This is a genomic window from Bdellovibrio sp. BIS2, from assembly GCF_055398295.1.
In genome coordinates, this window is record NZ_AP035879.1 from 1,831,181 (window position 1) to 1,850,597 (window position 19,417).

Genomic DNA, 19,417 nt, shown 5'->3' on the forward strand with positions numbered 1-19,417 from the left:
TCATTTACGGGCATTTTTGAAAATTACGACATGTTTTAGAGGAGGTGTTAAGCACCTCCTCTTTTGTTAGAAGCCTGCGCCGGTTGGTGAAGTGATACTGCACTGTGTTTTCAAAGACCTCGCGTGACCAGGGTAAAAGGGGCTTTGACGGCGAGTTATGGTCTCGGACGTCCCACTCGCGATATGAACCACCGACCCAGTGAAACATCTTTTCAGGATCCCAGAATTTCAAGACGATGTGGGGCTCTTGAGGCGAAGCCCAGGGGCGGTCTTTGCCGCGCAGGTATCCCAGGAAGCTGATACGGGCCCGCTCGTGTTTAACACTCAATAGCTCTAAAGGGATGCGCAACGTTCGCTGCCAGGCCTGACGTAATTTTGTGGAATCCAGATCCAGAACGCGCAAGAAACTTGCCGCAAAGGCCGAGCATCCCGCACCCTGTCCCAGCAAGGGATCAGATCGCAGTCCGCCGTAAATGTTGATTAAGCCCGTGGACTGGTAAAGATCCACATAACGGCGCAGACGTGTGCATTGGTCTGAATTCAGAATCAATCGAAACTGTCGGACATAACCTTTTTCCGTCAAAGGCTTCAACCAAGTCAGGATTTCTTGTTCTGTGTAGCTGCGTCCGGTCTGGTTGATCAGCATCGTGTCCAGTGAAACACCTTTCACCAGAAAGTCCCACAGATAAGCGCCATTGGACTTGATGGAAGTCATGCCTCGATAGACCGGTTTTTCGCGGCCACATTGCAGCCGGATGTTCACGTGGGAAATCGGGTGGGGATAATCTTTTCCATCGACTTGAGCACTCAGATTTTTGGTCATACTGCGCACCAGGCGGCCGGGGCTTTGCCAGTTTAGCGGGGCGGGCGCACGATAGATCAGCAGATCCAGATGATCTGCGAAGCTATGAAATGGAAACAGGATCAAAAGAAAAATCAGAAGTCCCGGCATGGACCCCAGTATTTCATGGGGCGACTTCGCAGGAACAGAGGGGCGCTTAAATTACAGGGTATGAGCACTCGGTGGCCGGGGTTTCCGCCACTGTGACTTTCACCAGCGTTGGCAGAACCGGGCGGGCTTTGTCATACAGCCATTTTGCCAAAAGTTCGGACGTGGGGTTTTCAAGGCCCGGAACCTCGTTCAGCACGCGATGATCAATCTGATCCAGGAACGGTTTCATCAGAGCCTGAATGTCGTTGTAATCGATCACCCAGCCGATTTTGGGATCAAGATCGCCGACCAGGGTCAAGATCAGCTTAAAGCTGTGCCCGTGCATGCGAGAGCATGGATGGCTTGCCGGAAGGTGAGGCAGGAATCGCGCCGATTCAATTTGAAAATGCTGTTTCAGTTCGAATTTCATGCTAATACTATAGTCATTCCGAGGTGAGTATGTCCACGACCACATTGCATTTGGCAAAACAAAATTTCAAGTTCTCTGCCGCGCACTTTCTGATCTTTGATGAAACACACGCAGAGCGCCTGCATGGTCATAACTACCAGGTTAAAGTCGACATCAAAACACCTTCCGAAGAAGAATTGCATTCGGACGGCTACTTCCTTGATTTCAATGTCTTTAAAAAATACATCAAAGCCCGTCTGGATCAGTGGGACGAAATGGTGCTGCTGCCGGAAAAGCAAAAAGACATGAAGTTTAAAAAAAACGGAAACTCACTGGAAGTGACGTTCCGCGATCGTTTTTATGTGTTTCCGGCCCAAGAAGTGTCCCTGTTGCCTGTGACAAACACCAGCGTGGAACAGCTATCGCGTCTGCTGGCTGAAGAATTCTTTGCAGAGTTCAAGCAGTATGGTGTGAAAAGTGTGCGTGTGTATGTTGCCGAAACCGCAGGGCAGGGGGCCTCTACGGTGGTGCCGTCTAGGGCTTAAGTTTACCGTTGGAAACTTCAGAGGCTGACAGCTCGCGCACCACACGGTAGCGCCAGAAGCAAATACGTCCGCCTTCATTCAGTTTTTGTTCCAGACGCTCTTCGGTCAATTCAGGACTGCCATCACAATCAATATGTGCAAAGTCGGCAAAGGCATCCACGCGGTTCACTGACCACGAATAGGGAGCCTTGTCGCGGGATAGAAACGCACGGTTGAATCCACCATTTCCAAGTTCAATTCCCGCCACCACGATTTTTTCCAAATTTGGATTGCGAATCTGTTCCCGAGCCGTGGCGATAGTTTCAGGCTTGTCCAAGGCAATCACAAACGCTTCGTCTGCTTGGGGGTCTTTGGTTGAAACCAGGAAGTAAGTTTTCGTGGTATCCACGGGTAAAGTCACAGGTTTCATTGCCACCGACGGGCTGACCTGTTCGCCAGCGCCATTGTCATAACTAAGCACCGAATGCAGGCGTTCGGCTCCTTGCACCTCAATGCGGGCCACGGCATGGTTCAAGTTCCACTTGAATGTCGATGTATCATAATACTTCTCAAGAGTAAGTTCTTTCTCGCCAATCACGGCGCCCATGCGGTTGAAGGCTTTCAGGCGGACAGCGTTTGGTTTTAAGTAAAGGTTCAACAAGTGAAGCTTCACGCTTTGAACCGAAGACGGCAGCCAGTGCGTGACTTCAGGCGATGCCGTGTCGGTTAAAGGAGTGCTGAAAGAATCATCGCAGGAGCTTGTGACTTGAATGACATTTTTATCCCAGGCTTTGACGGAAAAAGCCTGAGCTTCCGGCAGGAAGCTGGTGCCGCGGATTTTGATCTGGGCTTTGGCTTCCAGGTCGTTGTGGCGTTCGTCGATCTCGGCGCCATAGCGCACTTGGGTCCATACGCGCTGTGGTTCATTGGTTTTATTGGTTACAAACAAGGTCAGGTGTTCCGGGGCGCACAGCGAGGGGCTGTAAAACACCTGCGAAGCTCCCGCAGTGAGGGAAGTTATTAGGATCAAGCTGCCAATACCGATTGAAGTCTTAATACCAAAATCCATATAGACTTCGGATCGGTAGGCTGGGTTTGAACTTAACCAAAGGTCCTAAAAACCAGACTTAAGCCTCAGGAATGTGAGTCTTCTTAATAGTTATTTTCAATTGGCTTTCAATGGTTAAGGGGGTGGTCAAAGGACTTCCCTTTAGGCTCTGGACCCCTTAACTAAGCATATCGTCAGGGGAAAACATGAATTTACACGACATGACAATCAAGTCAGGCCAGTCCGTCGAAATCACCGGTTTTGCCGGTGAGGATGTTTTGCGTGAACGTCTGCACGAAATGGGTTTAAGAGTTGGCTCTATCATCACTATTTTGGGGAAAGCTCCATTCGGAGGTCCTTTGCTGATTCGTTTTAACACCAGTTTCCTGGCCCTGAGAAAAGAGGAGGCGGCATGCGCTCTGGTGACGCTGAAGTAGCAATCGCAGAAAAATGTGTGGCCCTTGTTGGGGCTCCAAATTCCGGCAAGACGACACTTTATAACTGGCTGACTGGCTCCCGTTTTAAAACCGTGAACTATCCTGGAGCCACTGTGGAGTTTTCCCTGGGGCATCTGGCTTCTCACTTGGGTGAAGGTTTGCAGGCCATGGACACGCCGGGCACGTACAGTCTGCACCCGAAAAGTGCTGACGAGTGGGTGACTCTTCGCTCGATCTATGAAAATCCCAAGGTCGATAAAATCGATGGTATCGTCGTGGTGGTTGACGGCACTCAGTTGTCCCGTCATCTGCAATTGGTGATGCAGATGAAAGAAACCGGATTCCCGATGCTGGTGGTTGTGACCATGTCCGACCTGCTTCGTCGCGAAGGGGTCGATCTGGATCTGGCTTACCTTGAAAAAACATTTGGCTGCAAGGTTCTGGCTTTTGATGGTCTGCTGGCAGGGGGTCTGCTTGAGATCGTGGCTGAAGCGAAAAAACTGGGCTCGTCCCATAAGCCCTCCCGTCCTGTTCCATGGGGTTTTGCCCAGCAGGAAGAAAAACTGAAAGAGTGCGAGCGCATTGCGCAGGAAGCTCTTCAGCATAAAACCGATCATGCTCAAGAGCGTCTGAACCGCATCGTTGCGACCACGGAAAAACTGGATCGCGTTTTGCTGCATCCTTGGTTTGGTATTTTGTTCTTTATTCTGATTATGGGTGGTTTGTTTGCCAGCGTGTTCTGGCTGGCAGCTCCGTTTATGGATCTGATCGATGGATGGTTCACAAGTTTTGCTGAAACTGTGGCAGCCTGGGGGCCGGGTGCGCTGTGGGCGGACTTCCTGGCAAACGGCGTGGTGACCAGCTTTGCTGCGTTCATGGTCTTTGTTCCGCAGATTTTCATTTTGTTTGTGGCCATTGGCCTGCTTGAAAGCACGGGGTATCTGGCGCGCGCAGCGACTTTGATTGATCGTCCGTTCTCGGCCTTGGGAATGAGCGGTCGTTCGTTTGTGCCTTTGCTGTCAGGTTTTGCCTGTGCGGTGCCGGCGATCATCGCCACTCGTAATATCCCATCCACCAAAGATCGTCTGATCACGGCCTTTGTGGTGCCTTTGATGAGCTGTTCGGCGCGTTTGCCGGTGTATGCTTTGTGTATTGCGTTTCTGTTCCATGGTCAGTCGGCGCTGTATGCCGGCCTTGCAATGGCGGGACTTTATCTGGGTTCCATCGTGGTGGGCGCTTTTGCTGCGGGTATCATTAGCAAATTCATCCCGCGCACCGAGCCGTCCTTCTTTATGATGGAGCTGCCGATCTATCGCCGTCCTAAGTTGCGCGTGATTTTGCGTCAGGCGTGGACTCGCACTTTGTCCTACGTAAAGCGCGCAGGCCCGATCATCTTCACGTTTGCGGTGATCATCTGGGTGGGGACAACCTTCCCGAATTATCAAACAGAAGATGCGCACCAAAAGCTGGAAGAAAGTTATGTGGGGCGTGCGGGTAAGTTTATCGAGCCGGTGGTTCAGCCGATGGGCGTGGACTGGCGTGTGGGTGTGGGTCTGATTTCAGCCTTTGCCGCGCGTGAGGTGTTTGTGTCCTCCATGGCAGTGACTTTCAATATCACGGACACCGATGAGGATTCCCAGCAGCAGGCCTTGCTGACTCAGATGAGTACAGCCACCAATGCCGCCGGAGAAAAGATCTTCACCGTCAGCTCGGTGATTGGTCTTATGATCTTCTTCCTGATTGCTTTACAGTGTATGTCCACGGTGGGTGTGCAGATTCGTGAATCCGGCTCCTGGAAGTTTGCGATGATGCAGCTTGTGGTCTTTAACGTCGCGGCCTACGTTTTGGTCGTAGTCGTGGTTCAGTCTTTGAGATTCCTGGGCGTTCCTTAGCGGACGCCCTTCATCAAATCTTTGTACAATTTAAGGGTCTGTTCTTGGGTGCTTTGCCAGCGGTGCTGGCTCAGCGTCCAGGCGCGGGCTTTTTTGCCCTGTTCGCGGGCCATTTCTGGATTCTGAATATAAAACTTCAAAGCCTGAGCAAGGCTCTTGGGATCTTTGGGTTGAACCAGATAGCCGCGTTCATTTTTACCGACCTGTTCGGTCGTTCCACCGGCATCAGTGCCAATCACCGGCTTTTCCATCAGCATGGCGTCCAGCACACTTAACGAATAGGTTTCGTTGTAGGAAGCCAGGATAAACACATCCAAAGCATCAATGTACGGGATGTAGTCGCGTTGGAAAGGAATGCGGTGCAAGTGGCCTTTCAGGCGCGGCTCTTGCTGTTTTTGTTCAATCCAGTTTTTGAGTTCCAAAGATTGAGCTTCGTAAGTCACCTGACCGTTGCTGTCGCGGCTTTCAATCGTGGGATCACCCACGATCACCATATGAATCTTTTGTACTTCATCATCGGTCAGATGGTCCAAAGCTTCAACCAGCTCGCGCACGCCTTTACCGGCATCCAGGCGGCACAAAGTTCCAAAGGCCAGCTCGGAAGGTTTCAGTCCCAGCTTTTCACGCAAAGAAAGGCGGGCCTGCGGGTTGGAGTTGAACTCTTCCGTTTTGCGCCCATAGCGCATCAAAGTCAGCTTGGATGGAGCAATCGGGAAGTTTTTGCGAGCCTCGCTTAATACAAACTCAGATGATGAACACAAAGCATCGACTTTGGAAAACATCCAGCGGTGGAACAAGTCCTTCTTTGCCGGAGCATTCATGTACAGATTATAAACGTGTTTGGGGGTGGACGAGTTCCAGCGTGCCAGCACGCAAGCCCACATATCCAGTCGGGTGTGGGATTGCAGGTGAGTGATTCCGTTTTCCCGCACGATCTTGCGAATCAAACGGGCTTCCTGCAGCTTCGAGATTTTTTTCTGGGGGAAGGTGATGACTTCCACCGAGGTTTTTTTCAGCTCTTCGGCCACACGCGAGTGGGCCGAACACAGCACGCGCTGATTCAGGCCGGTCTCCGCCAGCTTCTGAATCAGTTCGGTTGTGTAAATTTCAAGCCCGCCCCAGCTTAAGGACTGGATGCAGTGAAGAACCTTTATTTCGCCCATAGGGATTTAAAGTGTTCGATGGTCTTGCCAAGGCCTTCTTCTTCAAAGCGCACGGTTGGATTCCATCCAAGTTCTTTCTGCGCTTTGGAATAGTTGATCGCATAACGGAAATCATGGCCTTTGCGGTCGGTCACAAAGCTTAAAAGTGATTCAGGCTTACCCAGGTGTTTAAGAATCATCTTGGCAACATCCAGGTTCTGGCGTTCCGAGTTTCCACCCAGATTATAGACTTCACCAGCTTTGCCTTTGGTGAAGGCCAGCCATACGCCCTCATTGTGGTCATCCACATAGATCCAGTCACGGATGTTCATGCCCGTACCATAAATCGGCAACTTTTCGTTGGCCAAAGCACGTTTGATCATCAATGGGATGAATTTTTCTTCAACCTGATAAGGACCATAGTTGTTGGAACAACGAGTGATCACCACCGGCATTTTGTAAGTTTCAAAGAACGCACGGCACATCAGGTCCGCACTGGCTTTGGAAGCGCTGTACGGGCTGTTTGGCGTGATCGGAGTTTCTTCAGTGAAGGCCGGATCTTCCATTTGCAAAGTGCCGTAAACTTCGTCTGTGGAAACTTGCAGGTATTTGAAAGACGGATTCTTTTCAAAAAGATTCAAGCTTTCTTTCAGCAGGTTCAAAGTGCCCAGAACATTTGTTTCAACGAAGATGTTCGGGTTTTCAATCGAGCGGTCCACGTGGGATTCGGCTGCGAAATTTAAAACACCGCTGAAGTTGTATTTCTGGAAAAGCTCATGAACCAGCTTCGTGTCGCGGATATCACCTTTAACAAAAGTCAGGTGTTTGTGCGCATCCAGTTCGGGTTGAATGTTTTCCAGGCGGCCGGCATAAGTCAAAGCGTCCAGAATGACAAAGTCATACTGCGCCTTGATGCTGTCACGGCAGGTGATGGTCTTGATAAAGTTGGATCCGATAAAGCCGGCGCAACCGGTCAGTAGAACTGTCTGTTTCATGAACTAGATTTCCTCAGAGATGATTTTTTCAAGGTAGCTGCGGTAAGAACATTTCGGCAAGTCAGCCGTGATCTTCTGCAGTTGTTCCAGTGTGATGAATTTCATGCGGTAAGCGCATTCTTCCAGACAGGCCACTTTCATGCCCTGACGTTCTTCGATGGCGCCGATAAAGGATGCAGCATCCAGCAGTGAACGCGGAGTGCCCGTATCCAGCCACGCCAGACCACGATACATCATTTCCACACCCAGAGTGTCTTCATTGTGATAGCTCAGGATCAGGTCCACGATCTCAGTTTCACCACGCGGGGAGGGCTTCAGGGCTTTCGCACGTTTGGCCACTGTTTTGTCAAACAGGTACAGACCCGGGATGGCATACTGGGATTTTGGAACCTTTGGTTTTTCTTCGATGGATTTGACTTTTTTGGTGTTCTTGTCGAATTCAACCACACCGTAAGCAGAAGGATCCGCCACATAGTAGGCAAACACGCGTCCATTCAGGCCGCCGGCTTTTTCTTTCTGAGCTTTGATAGCCTCGCGGAAGAAGGTCAGATCGCCATAGAACAGGTTGTCCCCCAGCATCAGGCAGACATCGTCGTTCCCGATAAAGTCTTCACCCAAAACGAAGGCTTCAGGCAGACCGTTTGGCTTTTCCTGAACCACGTAAGAAAGTTTGATGCCGAACTGGGAGCCATCACCCAACAGTTTTTTGAACAAGGGCTGATCATCCGGCGATGTGATGATCAGAATGTCTTTGATCCCACCCAGCATCAGAATGCTCAGTGGATAATAGATCATCGGCTTGTCATAGATGGACTGAAGCTGTTTGGTCATGACCCGGGTCATTGGGTACAGGCGAGAGCCGGCTCCGCCGGCAAGAATAATACCCTTCATTTACTTCCCCTTAAAAAATTTATTAACTTCGTCCAGGACGAATTGGGCATCCGCCGCTGTCATATCCGCCCACAAAGGCAGGCGCAGTAAACGGGCCGAGTGATCATCAGTGACAGCCATGCTGCCGCTGACTTTTCCGTATTTCAAACCCGCAGGGGCGGAATGCAGTGGCACGTAATGGAACGTGGACTGGATTCCGGCTTCTTTCAGGTGCGTCCACAGCTCAATGCGTGTTTGCATGGTCGGCAGCAGGAAATAGAAGATATGCGCGTTGGCTTTGGCATCCGCAGGCACCGTCATGCGCTGAACTTTGCCAGCGGCTTCCAGATCCGCCATGCCGTCGTAGTATTGCTTCCAGATCGCCATTCGGCGAGCCGTGATTTTTTCGCCCTCTTCCAGTTGCGACAACAAGAAGGCGGCGGAAAGTTCAGAAAGCAAATAGGAAGATCCCTTGTCCTGCCAGGTGTATTTGTCCACTTGACCGTTTAGGAACTGCTGACGGTTGGTCCCTTTGTCACGCACGATTTCCGCACGCGCCACCAGGCGGGGATCGTTGATGGTCAAGGCGCCCCCTTCACCGCAGACGATGTTTTTGGTTTCATGGAAGCTGAAAGCCGCCATGTGTCCCCAAGCTCCCAATGCCTTGCCTTTGTAAGAGGCAAAGATGCCCTGAGCGGCGTCTTCAACCACCCAGATGTTGTGCTTGTTTGCAAGCTCCATGATTTTGTCCATCTCGCAGCCCACGCCGGCATAGTGAACCGGCATGATGACGCGCGTGCGGGCGGTGATGGCTTTGGCAATAGCATCAACATCGATGTTCATGGTCTTGGGATCCACATCCACGAAAACCGGAATGGCGCCATACAGGGCCACGACGTTGGCGGTGGAGGTGAAGGTGAAAGAGGGCAGAATGACTTCATCGCCCGGACCGATGTCAGCCAGAACCATGGCCATTTCAAGGGCCGAGGTGCAGGACGGGGTGATCACGGTCATCAAAGTCGGAAGATTCTTATTGAACCACTCGGTGCATTTTTTGTTGAACTGACCTTCTCCGCTGAGTTTTTTATTGGAGATGGCTTGAGAAATGTACTTCTCTTCGTTCGAGCTTTTAGGCGGTAAATTGAATGGAATTTTCATGCTCCCCCATAGTAGCGCAAGGGGTATGGGGGAGCAAAGAATTAAAAGCCGTCGGTGGTGCCTACTTTGCCACGGGGCTCGTCATCATCAAACGGGATGACGGAGCTGCCCTGTGACTTTTTCTCCACGCGTGGAGTCGGAGTCGCAGATTTGGTTGCTTTCTTCGCAAACGGAATGACTTTTTTGTCAGCAGACGGGCGTGCAGGGGCTGCTGCGGCTGGTGCCGGTTCGTGTTTGCCGGCGCCCTGGATGACTTCATTCAGACTGACAACCATGGTTTGCATCTGCTGGGCCTGGGCGCTGATTTCTTCAGACGACGCCGCAATCTCCTCAGAAGAGGCCGCATTTGCCTGAGACCCCTGATCCAGTTGGTTCATGGCCTTGCTGATTTGCTGAATGCCGGTGGTTTGCTCCGAACTTGCCGCGGCGATTTCGTTGTTCAGGTCAGCGACCTTTTTCACGGAGGTCACGATGGTCTGAAGAACTTCGCCAGAGCGATCGGCGATTTGTGAGCCGCGGTCCACTTTTTCAACGCTGTCTTTGATCAAAACAGTGATGTCTTTTGCAGCAACTGCGGAGCGTTGCGCCAGTGCGCGAACCGCTTCAGCCACCACGGCAAAGCCTTTGCCTTGTTCGCCAGCGCGAGCGGCCTCAACCGCCGCATTCAATGCCAGAAGGTTGGTCTGGAAGGCGATGTCATCAATGACGCTGATGATTTCCTCAATCTTTTTGGAGGAATGGGAAATATCGTTCATGGAGGAAATCAACAGAGTGATTTCGTTCTGACCTTGTTCTGCCGAGTCTTTGGAGGACTGGGACAGCGACGCCGCTTGCTTTGCATTGTCGGAGTTCATTTTAACCATCGAGGACATTTCTTCCAAAGAGGCGACAGTTTCTTCCAGGGAGGCCGCCGCTTCAGTGGAGGACTGGGAAAGGGTCTGTCCTGCCGCCGTCAACTGCGTGATCGCGCCGGAAACCTGAGTGCCGGCCTCAGAAAGACCCGTGGCGATAGTGCTGACTGTGTTGGAAACGCGGTAAGCGATCCACATTAAAATACCGAACACCAGTGTCGCACACAAAGCCGAGATCAACATCAGCAGTTGAGCCTGAAACTTGCGCTCGTCCTGTTGTAGCTTGTCATTGGCTGCGGAGATTTCGCGGTAAAGCTTCATGTTGGCGGCGATAGCATCCTGATAGGCGATGGCCATCACGTGCCATTCACCACCGTTCATTGCCGTGTGAACTTGTTTGTTGGCGACAGCATTATTTTGATCGAGCAGATAGATCATCTGTTCTGTTAACTTATAGAAGGAGTCTTTGATGGCCTGAGGTTTCGCCCAGTTCTTGGCTTCATCTTCAGTGAACTTGGTGCTGGCATAAACTTCTTCGAACTTTTTGAATTCATCAAAGGCACTGCGGGCGCGTTTGATAAAGCTTTCACGGGATTTTTGGTCTTCATCGTTGGCCAGGGCGGCCCAGATGAAATATCCAATACGGGCACGCTGCATGCCCAACTGACCCAGAGCGTCCATGTTCGGTACGACTTCGGTGTAAGCGCCTGTCAGCATGGTTCCCAGGCTGTTCATTGAACGCCAAGAGATGGTGGTGAGGACAGCGAATGCGATCACGGGCAAGATGGCCGAGAACAACAGACGCCCGCGCAAACCGCGGAACCAAGACGAGGAAGAATTCATGGACGACTCCTAATAAGTGTTGGAAAAACTTTGACTTGATTCTGTTCGTCAATTGCATTGCAATTCTTTAATCAAAATCGGTTGACTGATTTCCAGACCAAGGTGCAGCGCTTCATAACTTATTTAAATGTTTGAGTTTGTCCGCATCATGTTGATAGGCTTTTTTAACGTCTAGACTCAAGGAGGGGAAAGTCATGACAAAAACGACACTACGTCGTGCGTTGGCCGTTGTTGCATTGGTTGCAACTGTAGGCTTCACACACCAAACAGCGACATCTGAATCTGTGACACTGTGCTCCGGATTCGTTCCAGAGAACAACTTGTACATCCCAGCTGGTGTTTTCACCGTGGGTGGTATCACTGAACAACAATTCAACATGGTTTTGGACCGTCTTGAAAGATTGTTCGCGAAGGACGTTGAAGCGATGGGGGATCGCTTGAAAATCAACCGTCTTTGGAATGATGGTACTGTAAATGCTTCCGCACAAAGATCCGGTAATACACAAGTATTGAACATGTACGGTGGTTTGGCTCGTCATGCGGCGACAAACATCGAAGGTTTCGCATTGGTTGCGTGCCATGAGTTCGGTCATCACAACGGTGGTGCTCCAAAAATGCAAAGCTGGTTCGGTGGCGCTTGGGCGACCAACGAAGGTGGCTCTGACTATTACGCTTCTTTGAAATGTCTTCGCCGCTTCTTTGCTGAAGACGACAACGCAGCAATCCTGAAGGATCTTGATTTGGATCCAACGGCTGAAGCAGCTTGTACTGCTCAGTTCCCGGATGAACAAGATCGTCTGATCTGTCTAAGAACTTCTTTGGCGGGTCAATCTGTGGCAAACCTGTTCCAGGCTTTGCGTAAAGAAACCTCCGCTCCGACATTCGGTACTCCGGATAAGAACGTGGTTTCCCGCACTGACGACAGACACCCTGCGACTCAGTGCCGTCTGGACACTTACTTTGCGGGTATGTTGTGTGTGGCTAAAGAAAGCGAAAAGCTGAGCAACTCCGATTACAAATCCGGTTCTTGCTATGCACCTCGTGATACCGCGGGTGTTCGCCCTCGTTGCTGGTTCGCACCTGCCAACTAGGACTTACGACATTTCGTCATGAAAGCCGGGTGACCCCCGGCTTTTTTTATTTTAGGCTTTTTCCTATGTCTAAGAAAAAGCTGATACCTCTTGTCGCAGTTCTTCTTCTTTTGCTTCTGGCCTATCTCGCCAAAACCTTCCTGTTCCGATCTGATTTTTCCTATGCCGGCACCGTGGAGGTGACCAAAGTGGACATCCCTGCCCGGGTGTCATCCGTGATTTCTGAATTTCCTGTCAAAGAAGGACAGATAGTTACAAAAGGTCAGTCCCTGGTGAAACTGGATTGCGAAGAAATTCGTCTGGGTTATGACCTTGCCAGAAAGAATTATGACCGCGCAGTAAGACTTTATCGCGGTGGCAGTATCGCCCAGGAAAGTTACGATCAGATCAAAAATCGCAAAGATGAAATCGAGACCCGCTTCAAGTGGTGCGAAGTCGCAGCGCCCATCCAAGGCACTGTGCTGACGACGTACTTCGAACCCGGTGAAATGGTTTTACCCGGAGCGAAGTTGCTGACGCTGGGGGACCTTTCTGAAGTTTACGCTTATTTCTATCTGCCCCATGACCGGATCTCTCCGTTGAAGATGGATCAAAAAGTTTCAGCGCGCCTGCCGGAGATGGACGATAAAAAATTTTCCGGGGTGATTGCTTACATCAATCCGGAAGCCGAGTTCACACCTAAAAACGTGCAGACCCGGGACGAAAGAACAAGGCTGGTTTATGCGGTGAAGATCCGTTTTGAAAACCCCGAAGGCATTCTGAAGCCCGGAATGACTCTGGAGTGGATGGCGGAGGACTGATGTCTGGAACTATCGCCATCACCGTCGAAAGCCTCACTAAAAAACTGCGCACGACGGAGGCCTTAAAAGGCCTGACGATGAGCTTTTCTCCGGGGGTCATTCATGGGGTTATTGGACCTGAGGGGGCGGGTAAAACCACCTTCCTGCGCCATTTGATGGGTCTTTTAAAGGCCGACGGCGGCAAGATCATCTTTCGGCGCGAAGATCAGCCGGTGTCTTTTTCAGACTTGCGCGAACACATAGCTTATATGCCTCAGACCCAAAGTCTTTATCCGGAGCTGAGCATTCATGAACATCTTGAATTTTTTCGTACGCTTTTTCAGGTGCCCGATCAGGTCTATCAGTCACGCCGGGACAAACTTCTGCGCATGGCAAGGCTTGAAGAGTTCACCGATCGTCTGGCTTCACAGCTTTCCGGCGGGATGTACAAGAAGCTGGGTTTGATCTGCTCGCTGCTGTCTTCACCAAAAGTGTTGTTGCTGGATGAGCCCACCAATGGCGTGGACCCCTTAAGCCGTCGTGATTTCTGGGAGCTTTTGCATGAGCTGATCCGCGATGAGGATATTCTGATCCTGGTCACGACCTCCTATATGGATGAAGCCTTGAAGTGTGATGAAGTTCATCTGTTATTTGATGGCAAAGCCTTGTTGGAGGGAACTCCGGAGCAGATTTTAAAGGAACGCCGGTGTCGGACCTTTGATGAGGTGTTTCTGCAATACGACGCCCTCGAGGAGACGCCATGAACTCCGTCGAGGTGCAAAACCTTTCAGTGAAGTTCGGTGACTATTATGCCGTGAAGGATATCAGTTTTACGGTTGAGAAGGGTGAGATCTTTGGTTTTCTTGGGGCCAATGGCGCGGGGAAGACGACGACGATTCGGGTCCTTTGCGGACTGCTGCTGCCTTCCCAAGGGGAAACCCGGGTTTGCGGGCTGGACGTGCAACGGCAGGCGTTCGAGGTGAAGAAGAAGGTCGGGTACATGTCCCAGAAATTCACGCTTTATGATGATATGACCGTGGCGGAAAATCTGACCTTCACCGCGTCTTTAAGAAAGCTTCCTGAGCAGCAGCTAAAAATACAAAAAGAACGACTGCTTGAATTCATCCGTTTTAAAGCCTCTGAAAAGACCCTGGTGAAAGACCTGCCCGGCGGGATCAAACAACAAGTCAGTCTGGTGTCATCGCTGTTGCATGATCCCGAGATCGTGTTTTTGGATGAACCCACCGCCGGTGTCAGTCCGGCCTACCGTCAGCGGTTCTGGTCGCTGATTCGGGCCCTGGGCAAAGAAGGCAAAACCGTTTTTGTCACGACTCACTATATGGATGAGGCCGAGCAGTGCCACCGCATTGCCTTGATGAGATCCGGAGAGTTGATTGCACTGAATTCTCCGGAAGGTTTGAAGGCGGCGAACTTTCCGGATCACAACCCTCACGATGTCAGCCTGGAAGATGTCTTTATTGCCGAAGTGGAGGGACGATGAGAATTCGTTCCGTCTGGGCCATTGCACAGAAAGAAGTTTTTCATATTGTGCGGGACCCTTTCACACTGGCCCTGGCTTTGGGAATGCCGGTTGTCATGGTGCTTTTTTTCGGGTTTGCCATTGAGTTTAATATGGAGCGCATTTCATTGGCGATCCATGACGCCAGCAAAACGCAGAATTCCCGCTTGTTGGAACGGGTTTTTACAAGCTCTGGATATTTTCAGTCGCGCTATGTGCACAGCCCTGCAGAGGCCTTGCAGTATCTGGATGAGGGGCGGGCGCATGCCGCCCTTTTGGTGCCGCCATCTTATGCGCGGGACCTGAAGCCTTTGCATGAAAGTGCGGTTCAGATACTGATTGATGGGGCTGATAATTCCTCTGCGGGATCGATACTGGGTTATCTGGGCGGGGTTCAAAAAAGGGCATTGCAAAATGAATTTGGAACATTTCGCGAACCGGTCGAAATCAAAACGCGCTACCTGTTTAATCCCGAACTGAACAGTCGCTGGTTTGTCGTGCCGGGGCTTGCTGCCGCGATCATCGCCATCTTGTCCATTTTGCTGACCGCCTTGACCGTGGCCCGGGAATGGGAAAATGGCTCGATGGAGCTTTTGCTTTCCACGCCGGTGCGTCCGATCGAAATCATCCTGGGAAAATTGTTGCCTTATTCGGTGATGGGAATCATCGCGGTGTTTTTTGTGTTTCTGATGTCGCAGGTGGTTTTTTCTGTCCCCTTCAGGGGAAATTTTATTTTGTATCTGCTGGCCTGTTTGATTTTCCTTTCGACTTATCTGGCTCAGGGACTTTTGATTTCGGTGGTCACGCGCAAGCAGCAGCTCAGCATGCAGTTTGCGATGTTGTCCGGGCTTTTGCCCACGATACTGCTTTCAGGTTTTATCTTTCCCGTCGAGCATATGCCGAAGTTCTTTTTCTATTTTACGATGCTGTTGCCGGCACGTTGGTTTATCGAAATCAGCCGCGCACTGTTTTTACAAGGGGCCGGGTTTTTCAGTATTCTGCCGTCGTTTTTAGCCCTGTGCGGGCTTTTTACTTTGATGATCACCCTGGCCACCAGGAAATTTAAAAGAGACGTCGAACCATGAAAACACTGCTGGGATTTATCCGAAAAGAGTTTCTTCAGACCTTGCGCGATCCGCGCATGCGCATTTTGCTTTTCCTGGCCCCGTGTGTTCAGCTCACCATCTTTGGCGTGGCCTTGTCCACGGAGGCCAAGAACATCCGCCTGGGGTTGTTTGGTGCGCCCCATGACAGCGCCCTGCAAGAGATTCACCGTAAAGCTCTGGCGTCGGGTTGGTTTATTCCGGCCAGGACTCAGACGACGAATCCTTATGAGCAGATTCAAAAAGGCGAAGCCGATGCCGTTTTGGTGGCGCCGACGGGGGGCCTTGATCGCAGCAGGGGGCGCGGCGAGGGGGAAGTGCAGCTTCTGATTAATGCCACCAACGTCACGCGCGCTCAGGGAATTGAGCGCTATATGGGAAGTGTTGTGCGTTCGCTGTATCCGCAGGATCCTCCGCTGCGATTTGATGTGCGGGTTCTGTATAATCCAGCGATGCGTTCGGCTTTGTTTCTGGTTCCCGGGGTGATGAGCATGCTGGTGTGCCTGATCACGATTTTGCTGACCAGTATGTCGATCACAAAAGAAAAAGAGATGGGCACTTTTGAAACACTGATCTCAGCCCCCGTGTCGCCCGAGGAGGTCATTCTGGGTAAGACGGTGCCCTTTGTGCTGTTGGGGTTGAGCAATATTCCCTTGATTGTCGGGGTGGCGGTGGCGTTGTTTGATATGCCTTTGCGGGGAAGTCTGTGGATGCTTTTGCTGGCAGCAGTGGCTTTCGTGTTTTGCACCGTGGGAATCGGTCTTTTCATTTCGACGATCGCAAAGAACCAGCAGCAGTCCATGATGGGTGGTTTTTTATACCTGTTCCCCTCTGTGCTGCTTTCCGGGATGGTGTTTCCGGTGGAAAACATGCCATGGGTGATGCGGATTTTTTCTTACATCAATCCGCTGACTTATTTTATTGAACTTCTGCGCAACATAATGCTTAAGGGCGGGGATTTGCGGCTGATTACGACGAATGTTCTGATTCTTGTGGCGATGGCTGTGATTGCCATCACCGCAAGCTGGCGCCGCTTTAAAACGACGCTGTCATAACCCCCGGGTTCAGCTCCGGAACGGGACGGGACATGGTTGTCAGACGCTCCAGATCCATTTCGATCACATCCAGTGTGCCATAGTCGTCGGCGCGCAAATGGATGGACAGATGAAACAGGTCATCTGTGGTGCGCTTCATGATCATGACTTCACCATGACCCTGAGAAAGGCGTTCGTAGGCTGCATAGACGTCGCCCTTTTCGCAGTAGCGACTGTGCGGGTGGTGGCGCGTGGAAACCGGCAATCCGAAAGATCGGACGTGTTCCTGTTCGTTTTCCCAGCGAGAGAAATACAGGGCCGTGGCATCGTTCATCGGATGCACGGTCATCTGCGAATATTCACACAGGGATTCATGAGGATTGGCTCCCAGATTTTCACAGGAGAGCACACGATAGGTGCCTTCCATGTTGGAAAAAAGCGCCGCGTTTGCGGGTGGCGCGGCAGTCAGAAAAGTCAAAGTGCACAGCCATAGCTTCAGCATGGGGTCTCCTAAAATGTGTTTAGGGACCTTTTATGCGATCACAAGCAAGAGTCATCTTTTTAGCAGGTAACCTAGATGACGTTTTCGACAGGTCTATTCAGGGTTGCTCAGAACGGGTGGGGGAGGCGGAGTCTTTTGTTTTTGGTGTTGCCCCCAAATATAGCCTGTAAAATAGGCAACACAGCCTATGAGAGCAAAGATCATCCATTTTTTGATGCGACCGACCAACAAAGTTTTCATTTTTTTGATTTTTACCCGTTGACAATAGGGTCAGGCAACAGTAATTTTGGTTCTCTCGAAACGATGCGGGAGTAGCTCAGTTGATAGAGCGATGCCTTGCCAAGGCATAGGTCGCGGGTTTGAGCCCCGTCTCCCGCTCCAATTTTTCTTTAAATTGGAGTGACCGCATCCGGGATATTCTAAAAAGTTTAAAACCCCTGAAGGAAACTTCAGGGGTTTTTTTATTCCCAAAATCCCGTATTCTTAAAAACAACAAAGGAGCCTCTGTCGTGGGACTGTTTTCTGTGATCTATGCGGTGATATTCAGTGTTGCGGTGGTGATCTATATTGCCTCCACGATTCAATACCGTCGCCTGATGGGTGAAATGGAAAAAGTCGCACACAGATCAGGGCTGCGTCTGGATGAATCCCTGCAAGGTGTGAAAAGAGCCCGCGAGATTCATTCCCAAGTGGGATCGGCGGCCTCGAAGCAACTGCTGAATAAAATCGAAACTGTTATTCCCGCGTTCATGCTGCGTTTTCGCGTGGTCGTGGGCCTGGGGGTTGTCGGTTTGATTTTAGTCTTGTTCGAGATGTAAAAAATGTTTTCATTAAAAAGTGCCCCCTGAACGTTGCGTAAAGATCAGTTGCCATCACCGGGCAGGCTCAGCGACCCTGAAAGGGTTTTCAGCTTCTTAAATCGTTCACCAAGGAGAATCCATGACGGAGTTAGTGACTTGTGTTTGGTTCGATCACGGCGAGGCCAGTAAGGCCGCCGCATTCTATGCAAAGACTTTCCCCAATAGCGAAGTGGGTCGTGTGAACACCGCTCCGGGGGATTTTCCCGGTGGAAAACAGGGGACGGAGCTGACGGTGGAATTCACCGTTCTGGGCCGCAAGTTTGTGGGCCTGAATGGGGGCCCGATTTTTAAGCCCAATGAATCGGTCAGCTTCATGGTGATCACTGAAAATCAGGAAGAAACCGACCGCTATTGGAATGCCATCATCAATAACGGTGGTGCTGCCAGCGACTGCGGCTGGTGCAAGGACCGCTGGGGCTTTTCCTGGCAGATCACACCAAGAATTCTGCTGGACCTGACGACCAGCAAGGATGCTGACAAAGCCAAGAGGGCTTTTGAGTCCATGATGACGATGCAAAAAATTGATATCGCCCAGCTTGAAGCCGCGGTGAAGTAGTGTTTCTTAAGCAGGATGGTTTGAAAAAGAAAAGGCGCAGTCTCCTGCGCCTTTTTTATTTAGTGGGGTTGTACGTCTGTCATTTCAAAGAAGCTTGTTGAAAGGGCAAACAGGGCATCTTTGTTGTCGATGTTTTGCAGCTCTTGCATCACTTCCAGGCGGAACTGGCGGATTTTTGCAGCCACTTCTTTGGCTTTTTCACGGTTGGTTGGAACCATCGTGCAACCCATGTCCCAGCGGCGTTTGTTATCCGCACTCATGGCCTCTGTGGCTTTGGTTTGCATTTGCAGGAAGTAATTGCGGGCCGCCACGGAAGAGCTGCCATAGGTGGATGAATACTTCGCATCGCTAGAGGACCACTTGCCTTCGGCGTTCTTTTCAACCAGCTTCATGGCTTCAAGGCGTTCGATGGCTTTTTCGGCCACATCCAAAGTCAGGCCCAGGCGTTGTGCGATGTTTTCAACTGTCGGATCAAAGTCTTTCAATTGCAGAATCTGCGTGATGGCTGAATAGTACCAGTCAGAAATCACTGCAAATTGGTCTTCACCGATTTTCTCAAAAGCTTCTTCGCGGGCGTTTACACGCTGTAAAGCCATTTCACGAAGAACCGCGCTGCGCGCATGCTCTGACAAAGCCAGATCCACGAAGAATTCGCGCTCGGAAGGGGAAAGGTTCAGTTTGGTTGCCAGATTCACGGCGCGGCTTTCGGACAAGCCGACTTTGCCATTCAGGATCTCAGACAGGCGAGAGCATGGAACTTCCAGGTCACGGGAAAATGCGCGAAGAGAATAAGAAGGATTTTTGCGCTGGCGACGTTCAAGTTCTTTCAGGATAAAGTCTCTGTAATGATGTTTTTTGGTCATAAGAGCTCCT

General features: G+C 51.0%; 21 protein-coding genes and 1 tRNA gene. 12 read left to right on the forward strand and 10 right to left on the reverse strand.

Going from position 1 to position 19,417, the window contains the following annotated elements:
• Positions 1 to 4: 4 nt before the first annotated feature.
• Both ACZ520_RS08750 and queD read right to left on the reverse strand, forming a co-directional pair.
• Entirely contained in the window at positions 5 to 952 is a 948-nt protein-coding gene (locus ACZ520_RS08750; RefSeq protein WP_464128223.1) for a hypothetical protein, read from the reverse strand.
• A 46-nt stretch (positions 953 to 998) separates the two neighbouring features.
• The gene (gene queD / locus ACZ520_RS08755; RefSeq protein ID WP_088565348.1) at positions 999 to 1,361 is read right to left on the reverse strand and encodes a 6-carboxytetrahydropterin synthase QueD; all 363 of its coding nucleotides are present in this window, start codon (positions 1,359 to 1,361) and stop codon (positions 999 to 1,001) included.
• 29 nt (positions 1,362 to 1,390) lie between these two features.
• Here queD and ACZ520_RS08760 point away from each other — a divergent pair, with 29 nt between their 5' ends.
• On the forward strand, positions 1,391 to 1,885 hold the full coding sequence (locus ACZ520_RS08760) for a 6-pyruvoyl trahydropterin synthase family protein (RefSeq protein WP_374032849.1): 495 nt from the start codon (positions 1,391 to 1,393) through the stop codon (positions 1,883 to 1,885).
• On the opposite strand, the gene ACZ520_RS08765 is transcribed toward ACZ520_RS08760, so the two are convergent.
• A complete protein-coding gene (locus ACZ520_RS08765) occupies positions 1,875 to 2,933 on the reverse strand; it encodes a BP74-related protein (RefSeq protein WP_464128227.1) in 1,059 nt (352 codons plus the stop codon). The genes ACZ520_RS08760 and ACZ520_RS08765 overlap by 11 nt on opposite strands.
• Positions 2,934 to 3,118: 185 nt before the next feature.
• Here ACZ520_RS08765 and ACZ520_RS08770 point away from each other — a divergent pair, with 185 nt between their 5' ends.
• A complete protein-coding gene (locus tag ACZ520_RS08770; RefSeq protein ID WP_088565345.1) occupies positions 3,119 to 3,349 on the forward strand; it encodes a FeoA family protein in 231 nt (76 codons plus the stop codon).
• The gene (gene feoB / locus ACZ520_RS08775) at positions 3,325 to 5,241 is read left to right on the forward strand and encodes a ferrous iron transporter B (protein WP_464128230.1); all 1,917 of its coding nucleotides are present in this window, start codon (positions 3,325 to 3,327) and stop codon (positions 5,239 to 5,241) included. Before ACZ520_RS08770 ends, feoB begins: the two co-directional genes overlap by 25 nt.
• Here the strand turns inward: feoB and ACZ520_RS08780 are convergent.
• Genes ACZ520_RS08780 through ACZ520_RS08800 form a run of 5 tightly spaced genes read right to left on the reverse strand, consistent with a single transcriptional unit; the run spans position 5,238 to position 11,100 of the window.
• A complete protein-coding gene (locus ACZ520_RS08780) occupies positions 5,238 to 6,404 on the reverse strand; it encodes a glycosyltransferase family 4 protein (RefSeq protein ID WP_464128233.1) in 1,167 nt (388 codons plus the stop codon). The genes feoB and ACZ520_RS08780 overlap by 4 nt on opposite strands.
• The gene (gene rfbB, locus ACZ520_RS08785; RefSeq protein WP_464128236.1) at positions 6,392 to 7,378 is read right to left on the reverse strand and encodes a dTDP-glucose 4,6-dehydratase; all 987 of its coding nucleotides are present in this window, start codon (positions 7,376 to 7,378) and stop codon (positions 6,392 to 6,394) included. The genes ACZ520_RS08780 and rfbB overlap by 13 nt, the downstream gene beginning before the upstream one ends.
• A gap of 3 nt (positions 7,379 to 7,381) precedes the next feature.
• Positions 7,382 to 8,269, reverse strand: coding sequence for a glucose-1-phosphate thymidylyltransferase RfbA (gene rfbA / locus ACZ520_RS08790; RefSeq protein ID WP_464128239.1), 888 nt, complete (start codon positions 8,267 to 8,269; stop codon positions 7,382 to 7,384).
• Positions 8,270 to 9,406: a dTDP-4-amino-4,6-dideoxygalactose transaminase gene (gene rffA, locus ACZ520_RS08795; protein ID WP_416480715.1), complete on the reverse strand. Its 1,137-nt coding sequence runs from the start codon at positions 9,404 to 9,406 to the stop codon at positions 8,270 to 8,272.
• Positions 9,407 to 9,447: 41 nt separating this feature from the next.
• Entirely contained in the window at positions 9,448 to 11,100 is a 1,653-nt protein-coding gene (locus ACZ520_RS08800; RefSeq protein ID WP_417869347.1) for a methyl-accepting chemotaxis protein, read from the reverse strand.
• A 194-nt stretch (positions 11,101 to 11,294) separates the two neighbouring features.
• On the opposite strand from ACZ520_RS08800, the gene ACZ520_RS08805 reads away from it, so the two are divergent.
• From ACZ520_RS08805 to ACZ520_RS08830, 6 genes are all read left to right on the forward strand, one after another.
• On the forward strand, positions 11,295 to 12,191 hold the full coding sequence (locus ACZ520_RS08805; protein ID WP_374032856.1) for a hypothetical protein: 897 nt from the start codon (positions 11,295 to 11,297) through the stop codon (positions 12,189 to 12,191).
• Between the two features lie 65 nt (positions 12,192 to 12,256).
• On the forward strand, positions 12,257 to 12,991 hold the full coding sequence (locus ACZ520_RS08810; protein ID WP_088565338.1) for an efflux RND transporter periplasmic adaptor subunit: 735 nt from the start codon (positions 12,257 to 12,259) through the stop codon (positions 12,989 to 12,991).
• The gene (locus ACZ520_RS08815) at positions 12,991 to 13,734 is read left to right on the forward strand and encodes an ABC transporter ATP-binding protein (protein WP_464128245.1); all 744 of its coding nucleotides are present in this window, start codon (positions 12,991 to 12,993) and stop codon (positions 13,732 to 13,734) included. The genes ACZ520_RS08810 and ACZ520_RS08815 overlap by 1 nt, the downstream gene beginning before the upstream one ends.
• Positions 13,731 to 14,471: an ABC transporter ATP-binding protein gene (locus tag ACZ520_RS08820; RefSeq protein ID WP_464128248.1), complete on the forward strand. Its 741-nt coding sequence runs from the start codon at positions 13,731 to 13,733 to the stop codon at positions 14,469 to 14,471. Before ACZ520_RS08815 ends, ACZ520_RS08820 begins: the two co-directional genes overlap by 4 nt.
• The gene (locus tag ACZ520_RS08825) at positions 14,468 to 15,574 is read left to right on the forward strand and encodes an ABC transporter permease (RefSeq protein WP_464128250.1); all 1,107 of its coding nucleotides are present in this window, start codon (positions 14,468 to 14,470) and stop codon (positions 15,572 to 15,574) included. The genes ACZ520_RS08820 and ACZ520_RS08825 overlap by 4 nt, the downstream gene beginning before the upstream one ends.
• Entirely contained in the window at positions 15,571 to 16,647 is a 1,077-nt protein-coding gene (locus ACZ520_RS08830; protein ID WP_088565334.1) for an ABC transporter permease, read from the forward strand. The genes ACZ520_RS08825 and ACZ520_RS08830 overlap by 4 nt, the downstream gene beginning before the upstream one ends.
• On the opposite strand, the gene ACZ520_RS08835 is transcribed toward ACZ520_RS08830, so the two are convergent.
• The gene (locus ACZ520_RS08835; protein WP_232468526.1) at positions 16,628 to 17,128 is read right to left on the reverse strand and encodes a hypothetical protein; all 501 of its coding nucleotides are present in this window, start codon (positions 17,126 to 17,128) and stop codon (positions 16,628 to 16,630) included. The genes ACZ520_RS08830 and ACZ520_RS08835 overlap by 20 nt on opposite strands.
• 305 nt (positions 17,129 to 17,433) lie before the next feature.
• Here ACZ520_RS08835 and ACZ520_RS08840 point away from each other — a divergent pair.
• The 3 genes from ACZ520_RS08840 (at position 17,434) to ACZ520_RS08850 (ending at position 18,544) form a co-directional block, all read left to right on the forward strand.
• Positions 17,434 to 17,509, forward strand: a tRNA-Gly gene (locus tag ACZ520_RS08840).
• 128 nt (positions 17,510 to 17,637) lie between these two features.
• Positions 17,638 to 17,946: a hypothetical protein gene (locus ACZ520_RS08845; protein ID WP_088565332.1), complete on the forward strand. Its 309-nt coding sequence runs from the start codon at positions 17,638 to 17,640 to the stop codon at positions 17,944 to 17,946.
• 121 nt (positions 17,947 to 18,067) lie between these two features.
• Positions 18,068 to 18,544, forward strand: coding sequence for a VOC family protein (locus ACZ520_RS08850; RefSeq protein ID WP_088565331.1), 477 nt, complete (start codon positions 18,068 to 18,070; stop codon positions 18,542 to 18,544).
• Between the two features lie 59 nt (positions 18,545 to 18,603).
• On the opposite strand, the gene ACZ520_RS08855 is transcribed toward ACZ520_RS08850, so the two are convergent.
• Positions 18,604 to 19,407 carry a TIGR02147 family protein gene (locus ACZ520_RS08855; protein ID WP_088565330.1) on the reverse strand — a complete coding sequence of 268 codons (804 nt, stop codon included), beginning with the start codon at positions 19,405 to 19,407 and terminating at the stop codon, positions 18,604 to 18,606.
• Positions 19,408 to 19,417: the final 10 nt, after the last annotated feature.